We start from the raw sequence: 19,079 nt of genomic DNA, 5'->3' as shown, positions 1-19,079 counted from the left end.
ACAAATTTTCCGCAGTGCACGCACAAAGCCTGTGCGTATTTGTTGACAGAGCCCGTCCAACTGCTATGTCTCGCCTGCTTTACCGGCAGTCTCCCGCTGACTGCCGCCTGAAAAAACTCCGGAGCCGGCGAAAGACATGATCTCACGCGAAACACATGACCGGATGGCAAATGCGATCCGTTTCCTTGCCATGGATGCCGTTGAGAAGGCAAATTCGGGCCATCCCGGCCTGCCGATGGGCGCCGCCGACGTGGCGACCGTGCTGTTCACCCGCTACCTGAAATTCGATCCGAAGGCGCCGCACTGGCCCGACCGCGACCGCTTCATCCTCTCGGCCGGCCATGGCTCGATGCTGCTCTATTCGCTGCTTTATCTCACCGGTTACGAGGATATGGGCATCGAGGACTTGAAACAGTTCCGCCAGTTGCATTCCAAGACTGCCGGCCATCCGGAATATGGTCACGCCACCGGCATCGAGACGACCACCGGTCCGCTCGGCCAGGGCCTCGGCAATTCGGTCGGCTTCGCCCTTGCCGAGCGCAAGCTGCGCGAGGAATTCGGCGAGGACCTGCAGAGCCATTATACCTATGTGCTGTCCGGCGACGGCTGCCTGATGGAAGGCATCAGCCAGGAGGCGATCGCGCTGGCCGGTCACCTCAAGCTCAACAAGCTGATCGTCTTCTGGGACAACAATTCGATCACCATCGACGGCGCCGTGTCGCTGTCGGACTCGACCGACCAGATCGCCCGTTTCCAGGCGGTGCATTGGAACACGATCGCCGTCGACGGCCATGATCCGGAAGCGATCGCCGCGGCCATCGAAGCCGCGCACAAGTCGGACAAGCCGACGCTGATCGCCTGCAAGACGACCATCGGCTTCGGCGCCCCCAACAAGCAGGGCACCCATAAGGTGCATGGCTCGCCGCTTGGCGCCGACGAGATCGCCGCCACCCGTGTGGCGCTCAACTGGCCCTATCCGGCCTTCGAAATCCCGCAGGACATTCTCGACACGTGGCGCCAGGCCGGTGCCCGTGGCGCTTCCGTCCACAAGGAATGGGAAAACCGTCTGAACGGCTCTGCCAACAGGGCTGAGTTCTCGCGCCGCTTCGCCGGCGATCTGCCGGAAGCGCTCGGCCCCGCCGTCAAGGCATTCAAGCAGAAGCTCGCCGAGACCAAGCCGACGGTCGCCACCCGCAAGGCGTCGGAAGATGCGCTGGAAGTGATCAACGGCATCGTCATCGAGACGATCGGCGGCTCCGCCGACCTGACGCCGTCGAACAACACCAAGACCAGCCAGATGAAGGAAATCACACCGACCGATTTCTCCGGCCGGTACATGCATTACGGCATCCGTGAGCATGAAATGGCCTCTGCGATGAACGGCATCGCGCTGCATGGCGGCCTGATCCCCTATGGCGGCGGCTTCCTGATCTTCTCCGACTACTGCCGCCCGCCGATCCGGCTGGCCTCGCTGATGGGCATCCGCGTCATCCACGTGCTGACGCATGACTCGATCGGCCTTGGCGAAGACGGCCCGACCCACCAGCCGGTGGAACAGCTCGCCGCTCTGCGCGCCATTCCGAACATGGTGATGCTGCGTCCGGCCGATGCCATGGAAACCATGGAGTGCTGGGAAATCGCGCTTGCCGCCAAGGACCATCCGACCGGCCTGGCGCTGACCCGCCAGAATCTGTCGGCCGCCCGCACCAGCTATTCGGACGAAAACCTGTCGGCCAAGGGCGCCTATGTGCTGCATGAAGACGCCAATGCCCAGGTATCGATCTTCGCTTCCGGTTCGGAAGTCGAGATCGCGCTGAAGGCCAAGGATCTGCTCGCCGGCAAGGGCATTGCCGCCCGCGTCATCTCGGTGCCGGGCGTGGCCCTGTTCGACAGGCAGCCGGCCGAATACCAGGCCGCCGTCCTCGGCAATGCCAAGGTCAATGTCGGCGTCGAAGCGGCTGTCCGCCAGGGCTGGGATCACCTGATCGGCCGCGACGGCGTGTTCATCGGCATGCATGGCTTCGGCGCCTCGGCACCGTATAAGGCGCTCTACGAACATTTCGGCATCACGGCGGAACATGTCGCGGATGCAGCTGCGGCAAAGCTTGCATAAATCGATTAAATACGTTTGATACAGCTCTGTAACGACGGAGCTGACGGAAAGAGCTGGAGAGAAACATGGTCGTCAAGGTTGGTATCAATGGGTTTGGCCGCATTGGCCGTAACGTGCTGCGCGCTATCATCGAGTCGGGCCGCACCGACATCGAGGTCGTCGCACTCAACGATCTCGGTCCGGTCGAGACCAATGCTCATCTGATGCGCTATGACTCGGTGCATGGCAAATTCCCGGGCACTGTCACCGTTTCGGGCGACACGATCGATGTCGGCCGCGGCCCGATCCGCGTCACCGCGGTCCGCGATCCCAAGGAACTGCCGTGGTCGGATGTCGATATCGCGCTCGAATGCACCGGCATCTTCACCAGCAAGGACAAGGCCGCGGCGCATCTCGCCAACGGCTCCAAGCGCGTGCTGGTGTCCGCTCCCTGCGACGGCGCCGACAAGACGATCGTTTATGGCGTCAACCACAGTGCGCTGACCAAGGACGACGTCGTCGTCTCCAACGCTTCGTGCACCACCAACTGCCTGGCTCCGGTTGCCGCCGTGCTCAGCAAGACCTTCGGCATCGAGAAGGGTTACATGACCACGATCCATGCCTATACCGGCGACCAGCCGACGCTGGATACGATGCACAAGGACCTTTATCGTGCCCGCGCTGCAGCCTTGTCGATGATCCCGACCTCCACCGGCGCTGCCAAGGCCATCGGCCTGGTTCTGCCGGAACTGGCGGGCAAGCTCGACGGCTCGTCGATCCGCGTGCCGGTGCCGAATGTCTCGGTCGTCGACCTCAAGGTGATCACCAACAAGGCCGCCACTGCCGAAGAAGTCAACGCCGCGATGAAGGCCGCTGCCGAAGGCGAACTCAAGGGCATTCTCGCCTATACCGACGAGCCGCTGGTTTCGAGCGACTTCAACCATGACAGCCATTCGTCGAGCTTCGCCTCGGCCCAGACCAAGGTCATGGGCGGCAATCTCGTGCGCATCCTGACCTGGTACGACAACGAATGGGGCTTCTCCAACCGCATGGGCGACACCGCGGTGGCGATGAGCAAGCTCATCTGAACACGCAGTCGATATTCAGCGATCGCTGGATGCAGAGGGGCGGGTGAAAACCCGCCCCTTCTTCATGATATGGGTTTGATCTGACCGCGTTCGATTGAGAGCATGTCGCCCGAAAGCGGTCACCGGTTTGGGTACAACGACATGTGAAAACAAAGAGATAAAGCGCGTCTCCTGAATCCGGCAATACGCGACGCGCTCTATTGGGTCGCTGAGCCCCAAGCTGAGGCGCCGGCAACTTGTGYGCAGCCATAGCCGCGTCGATCACTATGCGACGTTCTGCGCACGACTTTCCTGGTTTTTGGCCTTGCGGTGATAGTAATTGAAGACAATGGCGCGGCCGACCTGCATCGGCGTGCTCGGTCTCCGCTTCGCCTCCGTGTCGGCGGTCGAAATGACCTCTCCATCGTCACCTCGAGATGATATGACCGGCGCCGCGCTCTCTCCAGTGCCGGCCCGCTGCCATATCCGATCTTTTATTCTCAACAGCGGAGAGATGAACGCACCGAAGAGTGTGTTGAATTGCTGCAAGTCGGCGTCGCTATACCCCGATATCCCGTAAATTATTTCCTCGCCTCTTGCCGGCTTGTAACCCGTGTTGAACATCCAGTCGAAGATCGACAGGTTGTTGCCGAAATTCTTGTCCCAATGCTGCTCCAGCTTGCTGTGATGCACCTGGTGCATGTGAGGGCTGATAAGGATCGTGTCGAGCCAGCCGAAGCCAAGCGGAATGTGGGAATGTTTCAGGGGGCTGAGCGTCCAGAAATTGGTTATCTTGTTTGTGAACGCCTGCAGGGCAATTGCTTCGATAAAGCTGATCTTGAACAGGAACATCAAAATGCCGGCGGTCGGGCCGACGATGAGACCCGAAACAATTCCAGAATAGACCAGCGAGATCGAATGGTTGCGCCTTGATGTCAATGGGTTGATGAAATCCGCGGAGTGGTGAACTTTGTGCAGTTCCCACAGAACAGGTATTTTGTGCTCGGCATAGTGAACGATGTAATCAGACAGTTCGACTGCCAGTAATATTGCAACGAAGCAGATGAAAGCGGCGATATAGCTGAATTGGCCCGCCGTGTAATGCGGAGCAAAGCCGGACACCCATGTGGCGACGGCATTTGACACGAGGGCCATGACGATCAATCCGGGGAAATAGAAAACAGAATCCGTCGCCGCGTGTATAATATTCATCATTACATCCATGCGAAAGCTCTTTGAATGCAAGACGTCGAAGGGTACGCAATGCTTTAGCAAAGCCTTAAGAGAAAAGTTTTTGCGATTTCTTATCAGCTGAACCAGGAAACTTATGCTTCCGGCGCCGAAGAAAAAAATTCCAGTAATTAGAAGTTGAGAACAATTCATGAAATACTTGTATAAGTCTTCCATTACTTCTACTCCCTCTTCAACGCTACTACTTCTCTCGGAATTTCACGCGGTCGTTTTTTCTGTGTCCCGCCATTCTATGGTTAATTAATTGTATATATCATCGCTATAAAATCAACTCACGTTGGCGTGCAATACATAAATTTCTACATCCACGCGTATTCTGCGGCCTCTTGATGACACTGGTCGGGATCTGGCTTTCTCATCGGGCTTGGCAACCACCTGTTGATTTCTGCCAAGGCATGGTTGGATCACAGCGGCCAGTTAGACGTCCCGGTCGTTTGCCGTCATTGCCAAATCCCCCCGAGCAGCAGCCAGACCTTTCTTCCAATCGGCGCCCAAACGTCCGTCCTTGTCATTTCCATGTGACAAAGGCCTTATTCTCGTCCAATATGATCCTATTGATTTGGATGCCGGTTTGCGAACCGTGACGTCAAAAGCCGTTGCGGACTGAATATTGTCCGCGTCACGGAATTAATGATCAGTATATTTTTTAAGGACGGGCAGTTTATCGGTCCGCCGCGCTGAAACTATATGGAAGGGGCAGGGTTTGGATTCATTTTATCTGGTCGTCCTGGTCGGCACCGCGCTGGTGTTGCTCGCCGCCATATCCTCCCTGCTTGCCTTTCGCTTTGGAGCGCCGCTGCTTCTTCTTTTCCTGGCCGTCGGTTTGATCGCCGGCGTCGATGGTCTCGGCGTGGATTTCAGCGACAACAATGCTGCCTATATGCTGGGCTCGATAGCGCTTGCCGTCATCCTGTTCGATTCCGGCTTCGGCACGCCGTTCAAGGCGTTCCGGCATGCAGCGGCGCCGGCCATGGCGCTRGCCTCAGTGGGCGTGGTGATCACCTCGGGCCTGTTCGGCCTTGCGGCCATGATGCTCCTGAAGTTCAGCCTGATCGAAAGCCTGCTTATCGGTGCAATCGTCGCCTCCACCGATGCGGCTGCGGTATTCTTCCTGCTCCGGGTCGGCGGCATCAATATCCGCGACCAGATCACCTCGACGCTGGAAGTGGAGTCGGGCACCAACGACCCGATGGCGATCTTCCTCACCGTCACGCTGGTCGAACTGGTGGCGGCCGGCAAGGGGCTGTCCGGCCTCGATTTCGGCGTGCTCTTGTCCTTCTTCGAAGAAATGGGTATCGGCCTGGTGACCGGCATTGCCGGCGGCTGGCTGATCGTCACGGCGGCCAATCGCTTCGACCAGGACCGCGGCCTTGCGCCGATCCTGGTGCTGGCGCTGGCGCTGCTGGTCTTTTCAATCACCGGCGCCGTGCATGGCAGCGGCTTCCTCGCCGTCTATGTCGCGGGCCTGGTGGCCGGCAATCGCCAGATCCAGTCGAAGATCGCCATCAAGCGTTTCCAGGAGGGCATGACATGGCTGGCGCAGATCGTCATGTTCGTCTCGCTCGGCCTGCTCGCCACGCCGTCGCAGTTCGATGTCATCGCGCTGCCGGCCGTCGTCCTCGGCCTGTTCCTGGTCTTCGTCGCCCGGCCGCTGGCGGTCTGGCTCTGCCTGCTGCCGTTCGACTTCGCCCAGAAGGAGATCACCTTCGTTGCCTGGGTAGGCCTGCGCGGCGCGGTCTCGATCCTCTTGTCGATCCTGCCGATCCTGAGCAAGCTCAAAATGGGCCAGGAAATTTTCAACGTCACCTTCATCGTCGTACTGGTCTCACTGGTGGTCCAGGGCTGGACGATCAAGCCGGTGGCGCGGCGGCTCGGTCTGTTGATCCCGAAGCAGACGGGCGAGGTCGACCGTCTCGAGGTCGATCTTCCCCGCGCCGCCAATCACGAGCTCGTCTCCTATCGTGTCATCCATGACAGCCCGGTGGTGAGGGGGACGCGCATTCCCCGCTGGGCAACGCCGTCGCTGGTGATCCGCGACGGCCATTCGCTGCGCTACCAATATGCCGGGCGGCTCAGGGAACACGACCTCGTCTATATCTTCACCGTTCCGACCCTGATCCATCTCCTCGACCGGCTGTTTGCCAGCCGTGCGGAACTCAGCGCCGACGACGAGGATTTCTTCGGCACGTTTGCCATCTCGCCGAACCGGCCCGCCACCGAGCTCGACGCGGCTTACGGCCCCGGCCTGCTCATGGAAAACGAAAAGGCGATGACCATCGGCGAGCTGATCATCAGCCGGCTCGGCGGCCGGGTCGATTATGCCGACCGCATCCGCTTCGGCTCGATCATCCTGATCGTCCGCGATATCGACGAGAACAATCATATCGCCGCCGTCGGCATGTCGATGGAGGCCGTGGCGCCGCCGAAGACGCTGCCGATCTTCTTAAACCTGCATGAAATTTCGGACCGTATCCGCGAGCGTTTTCGCCGCGCCTGAGCCCTCCATCCGACGCGGAAAGAAAGCTTGAATCCGTAAAAGGGCGGTGTATGGTCGCGCCGAATTATTCGTCCCCTCTCAATGGATTTCCGCCATGGCCCACTTCAAGACCCTCGACGATCTCGGCGATATCAAAGGCAAGCGCGTGCTGGTGCGCGTCGACCTCAACGTGCCCGTCAAGGACGGCAAGGTGACGGATTCCACCCGCATCGAGCGCGTCGCCCCGACTATCCGGGAATTGGCCGACAAGGGCGCCAAGGTCATCCTGCTTGCCCATTTCGGCCGACCGAAGGGCGGACCGGAGGCGGAATTCTCGCTCTCCACCATCCGTTCGGACGTCGAAGCGGTGCTCGACCGTGACGTCCGTTTTGCCGATGACTGCATCGGCGACGTGGCCGAAGTCGCGGTCGACGATCTGCCGAATGGCGGCATTCTGATGCTCGAAAACACCCGCTTCCACAATGGCGAGGAGAAGAACGATCCGGATTTCGTCAAGGCACTGGCCGCCAATGGCGATATCTATGTCAACGACGCCTTCTCGGCCGCGCATCGCGCCCATGCTTCGACCGAGGGGCTTGGACACAAGATGCCGGCTTATGCCGGCCGCACCATGCAGGCCGAGTTGGAAGCACTGGAACAGGGCCTCGGCAATCCGAAGCGGCCCGTCGTCGCCATTGTCGGCGGCGCCAAGGTGTCGACCAAGATCGACCTGCTGCAGAACCTGGTGAAGAAGGTCGACGCGCTGGTGATCGGCGGCGGCATGGCCAACACCTTTGTCGCTGCGCAAGGCGTGAATGTCGGCAAGTCGCTTTGCGAACATGACCTTGCCGACACCGCCCGCAAGATCATGCAAGAAGCTGAGAAAGCCGGTTGCGCCATCGTGCTGCCGGTCGACGGCGTCGTCGCCCGCGAGTTCAAGGCCGGTGCCGCCAACGAAACGGTGGCGATCGACAAGATCCCCTCCGACGCCATGATGCTCGATGTCGGCCCGAAATCGGTCGAGGCGGTCAAGCAATGGATCGGCAAAGCCGAGACGCTGGTCTGGAACGGCCCGCTCGGCGCCTTCGAAATCGCCCCCTTCGATGCGGCAACGGTTGCCGTGGCGAAATTCGCGGCCGACGAGACCAAGGCCGGCAAGCTCGTCTCCGTGGCGGGCGGCGGCGATACGGTGTCGGCTCTCAACCATGCCGGCGTCGCCGACGATCTCTCCTATGTGTCGACGGCAGGCGGCGCCTTCCTCGAATGGATGGAAGGCAAGCCATTGCCGGGCGTCGATGTTTTGAAGGCCAAGAAATAAGTGACCGAATGGCGGGCCTGGCCCGCCATTTTCTTTTGGGGGCGGAGGGCACATGCATCACGACGATTTTCCGGTGGTCTACATCATTCTGCTGATCTTCGTGCTGGTGCCCTGCTTCACCATGGCCCTGCTCACCTTCATATTCTCCATCATTGCCGCCGGCGGCTGGCGCAGGCTGTCGAAGCAATTTGCCTCGCCGCGCGGCGTGATCGGCAACACCACCTACCGGGTGACCGGCAAGGTCGGCAGCTCGACCTATAAGCAAGGCCTGAAGATCACCACGACCGGTTCCGGCTTGGGAATAGAGGTGAGCCCCTTGATGTTCATCGGCCACACGCCTCTGTTCATCCCGTTCAGCGCCATGCACGATCCGGAAAAGACAACGCTGCTGCGCTACAAGGACTATATCTCCATCAGCGTCGGCAGGCCGGAAATCGCCAAGCTCAGGCTGCCGGCGTCGCTGTTCAAGGGCTCGCCCTTCGAGCGGGCGGCGTAGTTTGAGATTTCGCGGAAGCAAGAAGCACGATGAATGGTGAAGTGAAGAAGGCCGGAATTGCGATCGTGACCGGTGCTGCACGCGGTATCGGGGCTGCGATCGCCAGGCGGCTCGCAGCAGACGGATGGCGGGTCGCGGGCGTCGATCGGGCATGGCCGGACGGGGATGGCGCCTGCGCGCTCCGCGAGACGCTTGACGTGACCGACTATGCCGCCGTCAGCACCTTTGTCGAGCGGATGGAGACAGAGGGCGGTGTTGCCGTGCTGGTCAACAATGCCGGCATTACGCGCGACGGCATCGCCCACAAAATGGACCCGTCGGATTTCAAACTGGTGCTCGACGTCAACCTGGTCGGGCCGTTTCATTTCTGCCGTGCCGCCCTGCCTTTCATGCGGGCGCGCAATGCCGGCAAGATCATCAACATGTCGTCGATGAATGCGCTCAAGGGCGCTGCCGGCCAGGCGAATTATACCGCCGCCAAAGCCGGGCTGATCGGCATGACCAAATCGATCGCGCTCGAAAATGCCGGCAGGGGCATCACCGCCAATTGCATCGCACCCGGCTTCATCGAGACGGAGATGACGCAGGCGATCCCAACGCAATTGCGTGAGGCCGAGATCGCGAAAATCCCCGCGGGTCGCGTCGGCACGCCGGACGACATCGCCGGAACCGTCGCCTTCCTGGCGTCGAGCGCGGCTGACTACATCACCGGCGAGGTGATTTCCGTCAACGGCGGACTGCTGATGTCCTGAACCTCAATCCGCCAGCACGCGCTGCGGCGGGAAGGTGATCTCCACCAGCGTGCCATCGTTGGGCGCCGACTGGATCGAGAAGATCGCCCGGTTGGCCTCGGTCATCGCCCTGGTCAGCGGCAGGCCGAGGCCGGTGCCGTCGCCGCGCTTGCGCGCGCCCGGTTGCACCTGGCCGAAAGGCTTCATCGCCTGTTCCAGYTCGGCTGCCGACATGCCGACACCCGTGTCGCGGATACGAAGCGTCACCGAGCCGTTCGGCTCATAGGCGGTAGAGACGACGATCTGGCCGCCCGAGGGCGTGAAGCGGATGGCATTGGCGAGGATATTGATGGCGATCTGCTTGATCGAGCGCAGGTCGGCCACGACATCCGGCACCGACTGCGACAGCGAGGTGCGAATGATCACCCGCTGGCTATTGGCCTGCGGTTGCACCAGCGACACCGCCTCCGAGACGCATTCATTGATGCCGACCGCAGAGAATTCCAGGTCCATCTCGCCTGCCTCGATCTTGGAAATGTCGAGCAGGTCGTTGACGATGTCGAGTACGTGCCGGCCCGAACGGCCGATATCATTGGCATATTCGGCATAGCGCGGATGGCCGGCCGGACCGAAATGCTCGCTGGCGATCATATCGGCAAAGCCGATAATGGCGTTGAGCGGCGTGCGGATTTCATGGCTGACGCGGGCGAGGAAATCGCTCTTGTGCTGGTTGGCGGTCTCGGCGGAGCGTTTTGCTGTCTTGAGCTCCTCTTCCGAGCGCTTCCACTGGGTGATGTCGCGCATGACGGCGCAATAGCTGTTCGAGCCTGGCATGCGGCCCATGGTCATGAACAGGGGGAGGAAGCCACCGGATGCTTCCCGGCCGATCACCTCGCGGCCGTCATTGAGGACGCTGGCGACGCCGTGACCAGACAGGCCGTTTAGGTAATCCTGCACTGCCTTCTGGCTCTCATGGGCGAAGAGCATGGCGAAGGGCTTGCCCTGGATCTCACTATTCTCGAAATTGAACAACGCGCTGGCCGAACGGTTCATCGAGCGGATGCGGCCGTCCGTATCGAGCACGACGACGCCATCGGTCGCGGTTTCCAAGATCGAGCGAAGTTCCTCAGCCTCGACCTTCAGCGAGGCGAGCTTGCGGGCCGCCTCATGATCCTCGGCGAGCGTATCCTGCACCGGCCTGGCGGGTTCCGCCGGCGTCAGCGTCAGCATCAGGAGCTTGGCGCCTTCGTAGCGCACCGATTGCAGCCGGGCCGAGACGGGGATTTGCGAGCCGTCGGCGCGGGTCGCATAGACGCCGGCATCCGGGCCTTCGCGGCGCGAGATCAGCGCATCGAGCCCGCCGGCGGCATCGAGCGCCTCCAGGCTCTCATAGCCGGAGAAGCGGCGGAATTCCGTGTTGGCGTGGATCAACCGATCACCGGCATGGATGAGGATCGCGAGCGGAATCTGGTCGGCGGCCGAAGCAGTCAAGCCGATATCGGCGTCCGACTGCCGGGGGGCGGCGATGATGTCATTCGTGGACGGCTGGTCGGCCGTTTCCGCGCCTGCCTCGTCGTCACTCTTTGCTTCCGTCTCACTGGATGCCGACGCTTCCTCGTCGGGGGCGCTCGCGAAAGCCTCGGCTTGCGCCTCGATCTCTTGGCCATCGCCAGTCGCCTCCGCCTCCACTGGCGCTTCGGCGGGCGTTTCGTCGGCCTGGGCGTCCTGTGGCGTCTGCTCGGTGGCAGCATCCTGCTGCTCGAACAAAGTCTCGTTCGGCCGCTTGCCGAACGGCTCGAGCTGGCGGGCGATTTCGCGGAAGGCGTTCTGTTCGGTTTGCGTCAGCCCGTCCCGGCCGCGGGCGCGGCGCTCTTCAAGCTGGATGATCTTTTCGGAGACCTGAGACAGGCTTGGCGATTCCATCCGCAGGGCCGGCACTTCGCCGCGGAACGCATCCTCGGTCTCTTTGCCCGGATCATCGACGGTGATCGTCTCCGGTTCGGAGAAGGACACTGCCGGAATCTGCTCCTCCGGCTTTTCGCTGCGGGCGTCGTCGGCGCTCTGCGGTACCGCAGCCAGCAGCGAAGACGCATTATCATTATCCGGCTCGGCGGACTTGTCCGATGCGGCTTCCGCAGGCGCGATTTCGCCGGACTCAGGCGTGGCGCTGCCCGTCTCTTCCCGAGCCTCCGCACCTGTCCTTACATCCTGCAGCCCGGCCTCGCTGAGCATCAGACCGACGGCATGCGGATCCTTCTCGGCATCGGCGACGCGGATGATGCCGAAGCCGCGAAAACCGTCGAATTCGCGGTTGCGGGAATAGGTCGGCAGCGCTGCGAGGTCGACGGGAACCACGAGATCGGTGCCCTCGACCGGCCAGCGTATGGTGCGGCCCGACCAGGTGTCGCGCCGCTCGAGCAATGTGGCGATCTCCCGGCTGGGGTCGAGGTGGAACAGGCTATCGAGGTCGCGATAGGCCATGCCGTTGATGCTGCCGGCATGCGGCCCGACGGTGCGGGAGAACTCGTCGGAGACTTCCGAGAAACGGCCCTCGGCGTCGAGCTTCCAGACGAAGCGCACCGGACGGCCATCGCGTTTGAAGGCGAAGCCCGGTTCGTGGGCGGACGATGTTTCGGCGGTAGCATGCGTGTCATCGGCCGCGGTCTGTTGCGGCTCGGCCAGCTCGTGCTCCAGCTCGGATGGCTGGGCATCATGCTCGATATTTGCCTCCGCCACATGATCTTCATGATGATCGTCAGCTATGGCCTCGACGGTCTGTTCAGCGGGTTCCGTCACCTGAGCCGGCGTGCTCTCGATAATCGACACTGTTTCGGAAAGACCGGCAAACGCCGCCTTCTCCTCAAGCGTCGGAATTCCGCCGGCGGCAATGTCCGTCACCTGCTCCGCATCGGCCGGCTCGACGAAATCTTGCGGCGCGATGGCATGATCGTCCGATGACGGCATGTCTTCCGCAAGCGGTGTCTCACCCTGCTCATCTCGATCGGTTGTGTCGGCTTGCGTGACCGTGCTGTCGACGAAACCGGCCGAGTGGGATGCATCCTCTGCGGCCGCGGCTTCAACATGATCTTCGGGCTCCTGAACCGCCTGGTTTTCCATCACGGGTTCAGGGATGGGATGCACGAACCGCTCGTCGACACCTTCCGGTGTGGAATGTGCTTCGACGTCCTCGGCGGATGCCCCATCGAGAAGCCCCAGGTCTGCTACGTCCTCGGCGGTTTCGCCATCATTCATCGCCGCCTCGGCCATATCAGCTTCAGCGTGGTCTTCGGGCTCTTGATCGGCCTCGGCGCCTGACACGGCGTCAGCGAAGAGAGGCACGGCATGCTGATCGGCATTGTCGGGCGCGGAGCGGGCTTCGATCTCGTCAGCCGACACGCCATCGATCAGTGCGAGGTCGGAGACATCCTCGACGGTGTCGGCCTCGTTCAGCGCGGCTTCCGCCATATCCGCTTCAGCGCGGTCTTGCGGCTCTCGATCGGCATTGACGTCCGGCATGGCGTCGGCGATGAGAGGCTCGGCATGCAGGTCGGCATTGTCGAGCACTGGATGGGCTTCAACATCTTCGGCCGATGCGCCGTCGATCAGCGCGAGGCCGGAGACGTGCCCGGCGGTGTCGGCCTCGTTCGTCGCCGCTTCCGCCATGTCTGCTTCGGCATGGTCCTCGGGCTCCGCGGTCGGTGCGAGTGCTGCAAACGACTGCGCCTCCGCTTCGTCGTCGCTGAGCTCCGGGTTGGCCTTGTGGGTGTCCATGTCGGTCTCGGTGGTCGACACGGGTGCATCAATCGCGGCGGATGTCTCCGCATGGTCTGCCATAAGCTCCGTCGCCGGCGGCGGCTCCGTCGTCCATCCGGCGTCATGTTCGGCTGCCGGGATCAAGTCTTCAGCCGTCTGCTCCACACGATCCGTAAAGAGCTCCAGGGTAGATTCCACCGATTGTACGAAAGGTGCGCCGTCGCTGGCCGAGGTTTCGGCATATTGTCCGGCGCGTGCGGCTTCGATCGCTTCATCCTCGTCGGCGTCTGCGGCTTTCGTCTCCGCATCCTCCTCGAAGACGGTCTCCTGAAGGCCCTCGACAGGCAGGGCCTCGGTTTCCTCGACGCCCAGCAGCGAGGGCTTGTCTTCCACCGTGTCGGTTCCGACCGGAGCCTCCGCGACGGAATGGCTTATGACCTCCGCCGGAACATTGACTTCCGGCGCATGCGTCTCCTGCGGCGCATCCATGCGGCCGAGCACGGTCTCGACGCAGAAGACCAGATTGAGGGGCGGGTCGATGGAAAGCTTGCCGATGGCGGCGGGTAGATAGCCGGCAGCCGAGGCGATCGGGCGCTTGATCAGGCCCTCGTTGCTGCGTGCCACAGCGGTGACCAGCGTGCGCACAGTCTCCGGCAGGATGCCGAGGGCGGCATAGCCCCGGGAAGCGTCGAGCACCATGCCGTGGTCGTCGACAACGGCCATATGCGTGTCGGGATCGTCAAAACCCTTGAGCATCGCGGCGATGCAGGCCGCGGGATTGGCATTGGCGGCCACCGGCGCCGAGAAAATCACCACGGTCTCGTCGCGGCGGATTTCGACCAGGCTGACCGCGGCCGCGATCGTCCGGCTCGAAAAGCCGGCACTGACGCGCATCATCAGACCGCGCCGGTCGCCCACCGTCTCCAGCTGCCGTGCCGTTGCCGCCAGCTGGCGGAAGGCCACGCCAGTCTGATCGGGGCCATTGTCGATAAGGTCATAGATATTGGCATAGCCGAACAGTTTCGCGCCTTCGCCATTCGCCCACAGCACCTGCGCCATGTCGCGCGAAAACAGCGCAATCGCGTCGCCCGCCGCGAACTTGCCGCGAATGGCCGGGTGAACGGCGATATCGATGAAGGGATACTGCACCTGCGGCATATGGGACCTGACCAACGCGAAACACCAACGGCAATCCTAATATCGGGGATGCACACCTACGATCAGCGGCAGCGGATCGTCTATATCGCTCCGGTGGCAGCGATCCCTAATATTAACAAATTATTAATACAGAACCGGGCGTCGCGGGTCCACCGGCATCTCAGGAATTACGATTTCAGGGTTAATTGTACCGCACTGCAAAATTGATGTTGCAATGCACAAAAACCGATGTTATATAACCACTATTGAATGAACAGACCGCCAAACACGCGGCGCACACCTCAAGGAGCACTATCATGGTTGTCAAGAAGTCCGAAGACGCATTCTCCATTTCCGCTTTCGATCCGTCCAAGTTCAACGAGAATTTCCGCGATTTCGCCGAGAAGAACTCGGTCAAGACCAAGGAAGCGCTTGCCAAGGTGAAGGAAGCCACCGAAGAAGCCGGCAAGACCGTCGAAGCGACGTTCACCAGCGCCCATGCCGGCACTGTCGAGCTCGGCAAGAAGGCGATCGAACTGCTGCGCACCAACACCGAGAACTCCTTCAGCCATCTCGAGCAGCTCCTCGKCGCCAAGTCGGTTTCCGAACTGTTCGAACTGCAGACCGGCTTCATCCGCAAGCAGGCCGAGCTCGCCGTCGAGCAGGCCAAGGTCCTCTCCGAGACCTCCAAAAAGATTGTCGAGCAGGTCACCAAGCCGGGCAAGGACGCCGCCGAGAAGGCCATGTCCTCTTTCAAGCTCAGCGCGTAAGCTTCGTCATCTGAGTGTGCGTGAAAAAGGGTCGGTGGAAACGCCGGCTCTTTTTGCGTCTTGTGGAGTGCACCACAGGACAGTAGCTGGGCTTTGCGCCTGCATTCATTTCTCCTTGGCCGGCGATGGCATGTTTTCTAAAACATGGAAAACCGCCTCAGCCAGAGAGGAAAAAAGTCTGTCGGTTCCCCTTGTCGAGGAGCCGTCCCAAGAGCTTTGCACTGCCCAGACCGCGCTGTCTGCCGGGTAAATAATCGAAAGCTCCTTGAAAGCCCGAACTTCATCCCCGTCGCCTGGAAATGAAAAGACGCAAATGCTGTCGCCGAAAGACCACTGACGTTCATTGGCGAAGAAGCCTGCTTCGGTCAGTATCCTGATGGCATCGGCGCGGCTCATATATCCTCGGTCTCAAGCATGTTCTGCAGCCTCATAATCTTATGCGACGTCGAAGAGGCAGGCAAAGGCGCAGCCTAGCTCTTCGTGTCGTCACGCTCAGTCAGCACCGCGGTAACGCCCGGCTAAATGTTCCCGTGGGAACGGCGATGAATTGAAATTTGGCGGATAACCGATCAATCTTAAAATTCGCGTCGGAGGGGGCTTGAAAAAACTGTCGTGCCCCGTTATGTCGCCACAACGAATGCCACACATTCGGTCATGCGGTTGTAGCTCAGTTGGTTAGAGCGCAGGATTGTGGCTCCTGAGGTCGGTGGTTCGAATCCACCCAACCGTACCATCTTTCATAACAACAATAATCCAACGTGGGGAACCCCAGACCGGGATCAGGCCTTGCGGCCAGACCGCCAATCCCCTCGCCGCTCCTCCGACAGGCTCCCGGCGGCGAGCACTACTTTTCCTTGCTTGCCCTCTTCGCACTTGCAGCATAAAACAAGGCGCCAATAGGGCAGTGGAGATCTGTCAGGATAAATATAGAAGGGACCCTATATGACCACTTCACTTAAGCGTGAAAGCGATTTCGCACAGGACGAGTTCGACCTTGTACAGGTCGGTAACCGTGTGCGCTCGCTCCGACAGTCTGTCGGATATTCCATTGAAGATCTTGCCGAGACTTGCGGTCTCACCAGCGCCGAGATTACCGCTATTGAAGAAGGCCTTGAAGCCGATATGGGCCAGCTGAAGCGTATTGCTCAGGCCTTGCAGGTGTCATTGACCAGCCTCATAGACAGCTGATGATACCTGGCGACCGGTCTCCACGCCGGTCGCCTGTCTCCATATGGCGCATCAGCGCTTGCATATCCCCTAAAATTGATTCTCTTGCCTCCGCCTGCTGGGCCGGATTGCCCAACCGCAGAACGGCCGACGGATGGATGGTCAGGAAGACCGGCGTCTCGCCATCATCGGCAATTTCAACTTTACCGCGACGTTTCAATATGTCGGCGCCATTGCCGGTGACCGCCAAAGCCGCTGTTGCACCCAAGGCGACGATCATCCGGGGTCGGACAAATTGTCGCTCCAGCCCCAGCCACCAGCGACAGCGCGTGACTTCGCCGGCATCGGGGCGCTGATGGATGCGCCGCCTGCCGCGCGGCTCGAATTTGAAATGCTTGACCGCATTGGTGACGTAAGCGCGCCGCCGCTCCAGGCCTGCCTCCTGCAGCACGCCATCGAACAGCTTTCCCGCCGGACCGACAAAGGGACGCCCCGCCAGATCCTCCATATCGCCAGGCTGCTCGCCGACGAACATGATATCGGCGCCGATCTCGCCTTCGCCGAACACCGTCTGTGTGGCATAGCGGCAGAGGTCGCAGCGGGTACAGATGACCGCGGCCTTGCGGGCCTCCTCCAGCGTGGCAGGGACAATGCCATCCTCCGGCTGCTCTTGCCGTGGCAATCTGCCGATGATCCGCTCCGTGCGCGGATTGGGCAGGGTCGGCATCGCCTCGCGCATCGCCTGCACCGACTTTTCCGCATTGGCGATCAGGTCGGGAATCAGCTGCGCCTCCGGCAGGTTCTTCCAGTATTTGACCGGCATCTCGCTTTTCATCGCCTTCACCTTCAGCCGGGCCGGATTGAAGATGCTGGCATAGTACGTGCGCCAGAGATCATCGGCGGCATCATCGGGCAAATCCGGCCGTTCGTCTGAGAGCGACAGCTCGAGATGGCCGGATTCATAGCGCGCGGCATAGCCCGGCGTGACGATCAGCCAATCCATATCGGCGAAGCGGCGGGCGAAGAACGGGGCCGTCTGTTCCAGAATGACATGTTCCGGCTCGAACCATGCGGCAAATTGCCGCCGGCCGGTGTCGGAGATGCCTATGTCGCGGAAACGGACGAAGGCCTTCATCTTGTGGGCATCGCGCTGGACAGACTTTTCCATCGCATGGAGGCCGGCGACATCGCCATCGGACCGGTCGTCAAGCAGCGTCTTCTGCTGTTGCAGCCGCCAGAGCAGGCGATAAGGCAAGGCAAAGCGATCACGGCTGGAATGACACAGCGCCGCCGCCGCCAGCGGCAGGAAGGCGGCGGGCACGGTGGGCCTTGCGATCGGCGTCGCATGCATGGCGCCAGGCAGAAGCGTCGAGAACAAATCGACCTCGTCGCCTTCGGAGAGCCAGTTGATATTTCCAGGGGCAATGCCCTCCTGCAGCAGCCCGCGTGCCTTGTTGCGCCAGGCATCGACAAAACCGAGCCGTGGAATGGTGATCGTGCGCATCAGAAGAGTGACAATTGTTTTGGCGCCGGCGTGAAGCGCTGGCGCAGATCGGCACTGTCGAGCACCTTGACCGGCCGCCAGTCGAGACAGGTGATGAACGGCTTGGCATGCGCCATCACCGCGCCGATGCGGATCAGGTCGTCATAGCGCAGCGCCTTGAGCTTGCGCGACGACAGAATCCGGTCGACCGACCTGGTGCCGAAGCCCGGCACTTTCAACAAAAGTTCGCGGCCGGCCTTGTTGACGTCGATGGGGAATTGCTGGCGGTTGGCGAGCGCCCAGCTGAGTTTCGGGTCCATGTCGAGGTCGAGCATGCCGCCCGGCTGCGCGCTCATCACTTCGCCAGCGGAAAAGCCATAGAAACGGGTCAGCCAATCGGCCTGGTAGAGCCGGTGTTCCCGCATCAGCGGCGGCTTGATCAGCGGCAGAGCCTGCGAGGAATCCGGGATCGGACTGAAGGCGGAATAATAGACCCGCCTGAGGCCATAGCCGCTATAGAGCGATTCGCTGCGCGCCAGGATATCGGCATCCGAACTGCCGTCGGCGCCGATGATCATCTGCGTGCTCTGGCCGGCGGGCGTGAAGCGCTTGGTCGTCTTGCTCGCCAGCGTCGGCTCGCCATGCTCGGCGATCTTCATCTTGAGCTCAGCCATGGATTTGCGGATCGAGAGCGGACTTTTTTGCGGCGCAAACCGGGTCACCGATGCATCGCTTGGCAGCTCGATATTGACCGACAGCCGATCGGCATAAAGCCCGGCTTCCTCGACGAGCGCGGGCGCCGCGTCGGGAATGGTCTTGAGATGGATATAGCCGCGGAAATGATGCACCAGCCGCAGGTCGCGCGCAATCCGCACCATCTCGCCCATCGTATCGTCAGGCGACTTGATGATGCCGGAAGATAGGAACAGACCCTCGATGTAATTGCGCCGATAGAATTCCAGCGTCAGCCAGACGACCTCCTCCGCGGTGAACCGCGCCCGCTTCACATTGCTGGACACCCGGTTGATGCAATAGGCGCAATCATAGATGCAGAAATTGGTCATCAGGATTTTCAACAGCGAAATGCAGCGTCCATCAGGCGCATAGGCATGGCAGATGCCCATGCTTTCGGTCGAGCCAAGGCCTTTTCCATCGGCCGAGTTGCGCTTGGTCGTGCCGCTCGACGCGCAGGAAGCGTCATATTTGGCCGCGTCGCTGAGGATTGCGAGCTTGTCTCGGAGCCTTATCTGAACCATTTGTTCATGATATGTTCCGTGACCCTATATTGCAATGGGAAAGTGGGTTGGTGCGAAAACGCACCGAAGCCGTTCGGCCGAA

The 19,079-nt window shown here is 61.0% G+C and carries 13 protein-coding genes and 1 tRNA gene; 9 read left to right on the top strand and 5 right to left on the bottom strand.

What is annotated here, in order from left to right:
- The first annotated feature begins 136 nt into the window (after window positions 1-136).
- Together tkt and gap are read left to right on the top strand one after the other, a co-directional pair.
- Complete coding sequence (tkt, locus tag AC1DYF_RS12685) at window positions 137-2,113, top strand: transketolase (RefSeq protein WP_477877096.1); 1,977 nt, start codon at window positions 137-139, stop codon at window positions 2,111-2,113.
- A gap of 65 nt (window positions 2,114-2,178) precedes the next feature.
- Window positions 2,179-3,180, top strand: a complete 1,002-nt coding sequence (gap, locus tag AC1DYF_RS12680; RefSeq protein ID WP_477877095.1) for a type I glyceraldehyde-3-phosphate dehydrogenase — start codon at window positions 2,179-2,181, stop codon at window positions 3,178-3,180.
- 264 nt (window positions 3,181-3,444) lie between these two features.
- On the opposite strand, the gene AC1DYF_RS12675 is transcribed toward gap, so the two are convergent.
- The gene (locus tag AC1DYF_RS12675) at window positions 3,445-4,566 is read right to left on the bottom strand and encodes a sterol desaturase family protein (protein ID WP_477877094.1); all 1,122 of its coding nucleotides are present in this window, start codon (window positions 4,564-4,566) and stop codon (window positions 3,445-3,447) included.
- Window positions 4,567-5,113: 547 nt separating this feature from the next.
- Between AC1DYF_RS12675 and AC1DYF_RS12670 the strand changes: the two genes are divergently transcribed.
- The 4 genes from AC1DYF_RS12670 to AC1DYF_RS12655 all read left to right on the top strand — a co-directional run bounded on the left by AC1DYF_RS12670 (window position 5,114) and on the right by AC1DYF_RS12655 (window position 9,452).
- A complete protein-coding gene (locus AC1DYF_RS12670; protein ID WP_477877093.1) occupies window positions 5,114-6,907 on the top strand; it encodes a potassium/proton antiporter in 1,794 nt (597 codons plus the stop codon).
- Window positions 6,908-7,001: 94 nt separating this feature from the next.
- A complete protein-coding gene (locus tag AC1DYF_RS12665; protein ID WP_477877092.1) occupies window positions 7,002-8,204 on the top strand; it encodes a phosphoglycerate kinase in 1,203 nt (400 codons plus the stop codon).
- A 52-nt stretch (window positions 8,205-8,256) separates the two neighbouring features.
- Entirely contained in the window at window positions 8,257-8,700 is a 444-nt protein-coding gene (locus tag AC1DYF_RS12660) for a hypothetical protein (protein ID WP_477877091.1), read from the top strand.
- Window positions 8,701-8,729: 29 nt separating this feature from the next.
- Entirely contained in the window at window positions 8,730-9,452 is a 723-nt protein-coding gene (locus tag AC1DYF_RS12655; protein WP_477877090.1) for an SDR family oxidoreductase, read from the top strand.
- Window positions 9,453-9,455: 3 nt separating this feature from the next.
- On the opposite strand, the gene AC1DYF_RS12650 is transcribed toward AC1DYF_RS12655, so the two are convergent.
- Window positions 9,456-14,342 carry a PAS domain S-box protein gene (locus AC1DYF_RS12650; RefSeq protein WP_477877089.1) on the bottom strand — a complete coding sequence of 1,629 codons (4,887 nt, stop codon included), beginning with the start codon at window positions 14,340-14,342 and terminating at the stop codon, window positions 9,456-9,458.
- 296 nt (window positions 14,343-14,638) lie between these two features.
- Between AC1DYF_RS12650 and AC1DYF_RS12645 the strand changes: the two genes are divergently transcribed.
- Window positions 14,639-15,091 (top strand): phasin, encoded by a 453-nt coding sequence (locus AC1DYF_RS12645; protein WP_477877088.1) that lies wholly within the window; start codon window positions 14,639-14,641, stop codon window positions 15,089-15,091.
- Between the two features lie 105 nt (window positions 15,092-15,196).
- Here AC1DYF_RS12645 and AC1DYF_RS12640 read toward each other — a convergent pair whose 3' ends face one another.
- Entirely contained in the window at window positions 15,197-15,487 is a 291-nt protein-coding gene (locus AC1DYF_RS12640) for a hypothetical protein (protein WP_477877087.1), read from the bottom strand.
- A 260-nt stretch (window positions 15,488-15,747) separates the two neighbouring features.
- Here AC1DYF_RS12640 and AC1DYF_RS12635 point away from each other — a divergent pair.
- Both AC1DYF_RS12635 and AC1DYF_RS12630 read left to right on the top strand, forming a co-directional pair.
- A tRNA-His gene (locus tag AC1DYF_RS12635) sits at window positions 15,748-15,824 on the top strand.
- A gap of 209 nt (window positions 15,825-16,033) precedes the next feature.
- Window positions 16,034-16,279 carry a helix-turn-helix domain-containing protein gene (locus tag AC1DYF_RS12630; protein ID WP_477877086.1) on the top strand — a complete coding sequence of 82 codons (246 nt, stop codon included), beginning with the start codon at window positions 16,034-16,036 and terminating at the stop codon, window positions 16,277-16,279.
- Here the strand turns inward: AC1DYF_RS12630 and AC1DYF_RS12625 are convergent.
- Both AC1DYF_RS12625 and AC1DYF_RS12620 read right to left on the bottom strand, forming a co-directional pair.
- Complete coding sequence (locus AC1DYF_RS12625; RefSeq protein WP_477877085.1) at window positions 16,266-17,762, bottom strand: UdgX family uracil-DNA binding protein; 1,497 nt, start codon at window positions 17,760-17,762, stop codon at window positions 16,266-16,268. The genes AC1DYF_RS12630 and AC1DYF_RS12625 overlap by 14 nt on opposite strands.
- Entirely contained in the window at window positions 17,762-18,997 is a 1,236-nt protein-coding gene (locus AC1DYF_RS12620) for a putative DNA modification/repair radical SAM protein (protein WP_477877084.1), read from the bottom strand. The genes AC1DYF_RS12625 and AC1DYF_RS12620 overlap by 1 nt, the downstream gene beginning before the upstream one ends.
- Window positions 18,998-19,079: the final 82 nt, after the last annotated feature.

The organism is Rhizobium sp. P2_G9 (assembly GCF_056403475.1).
The sequence above is the reverse complement of the archived record's forward strand: the minus strand, read 5'-3'. Positions and strand labels throughout refer to the sequence as shown.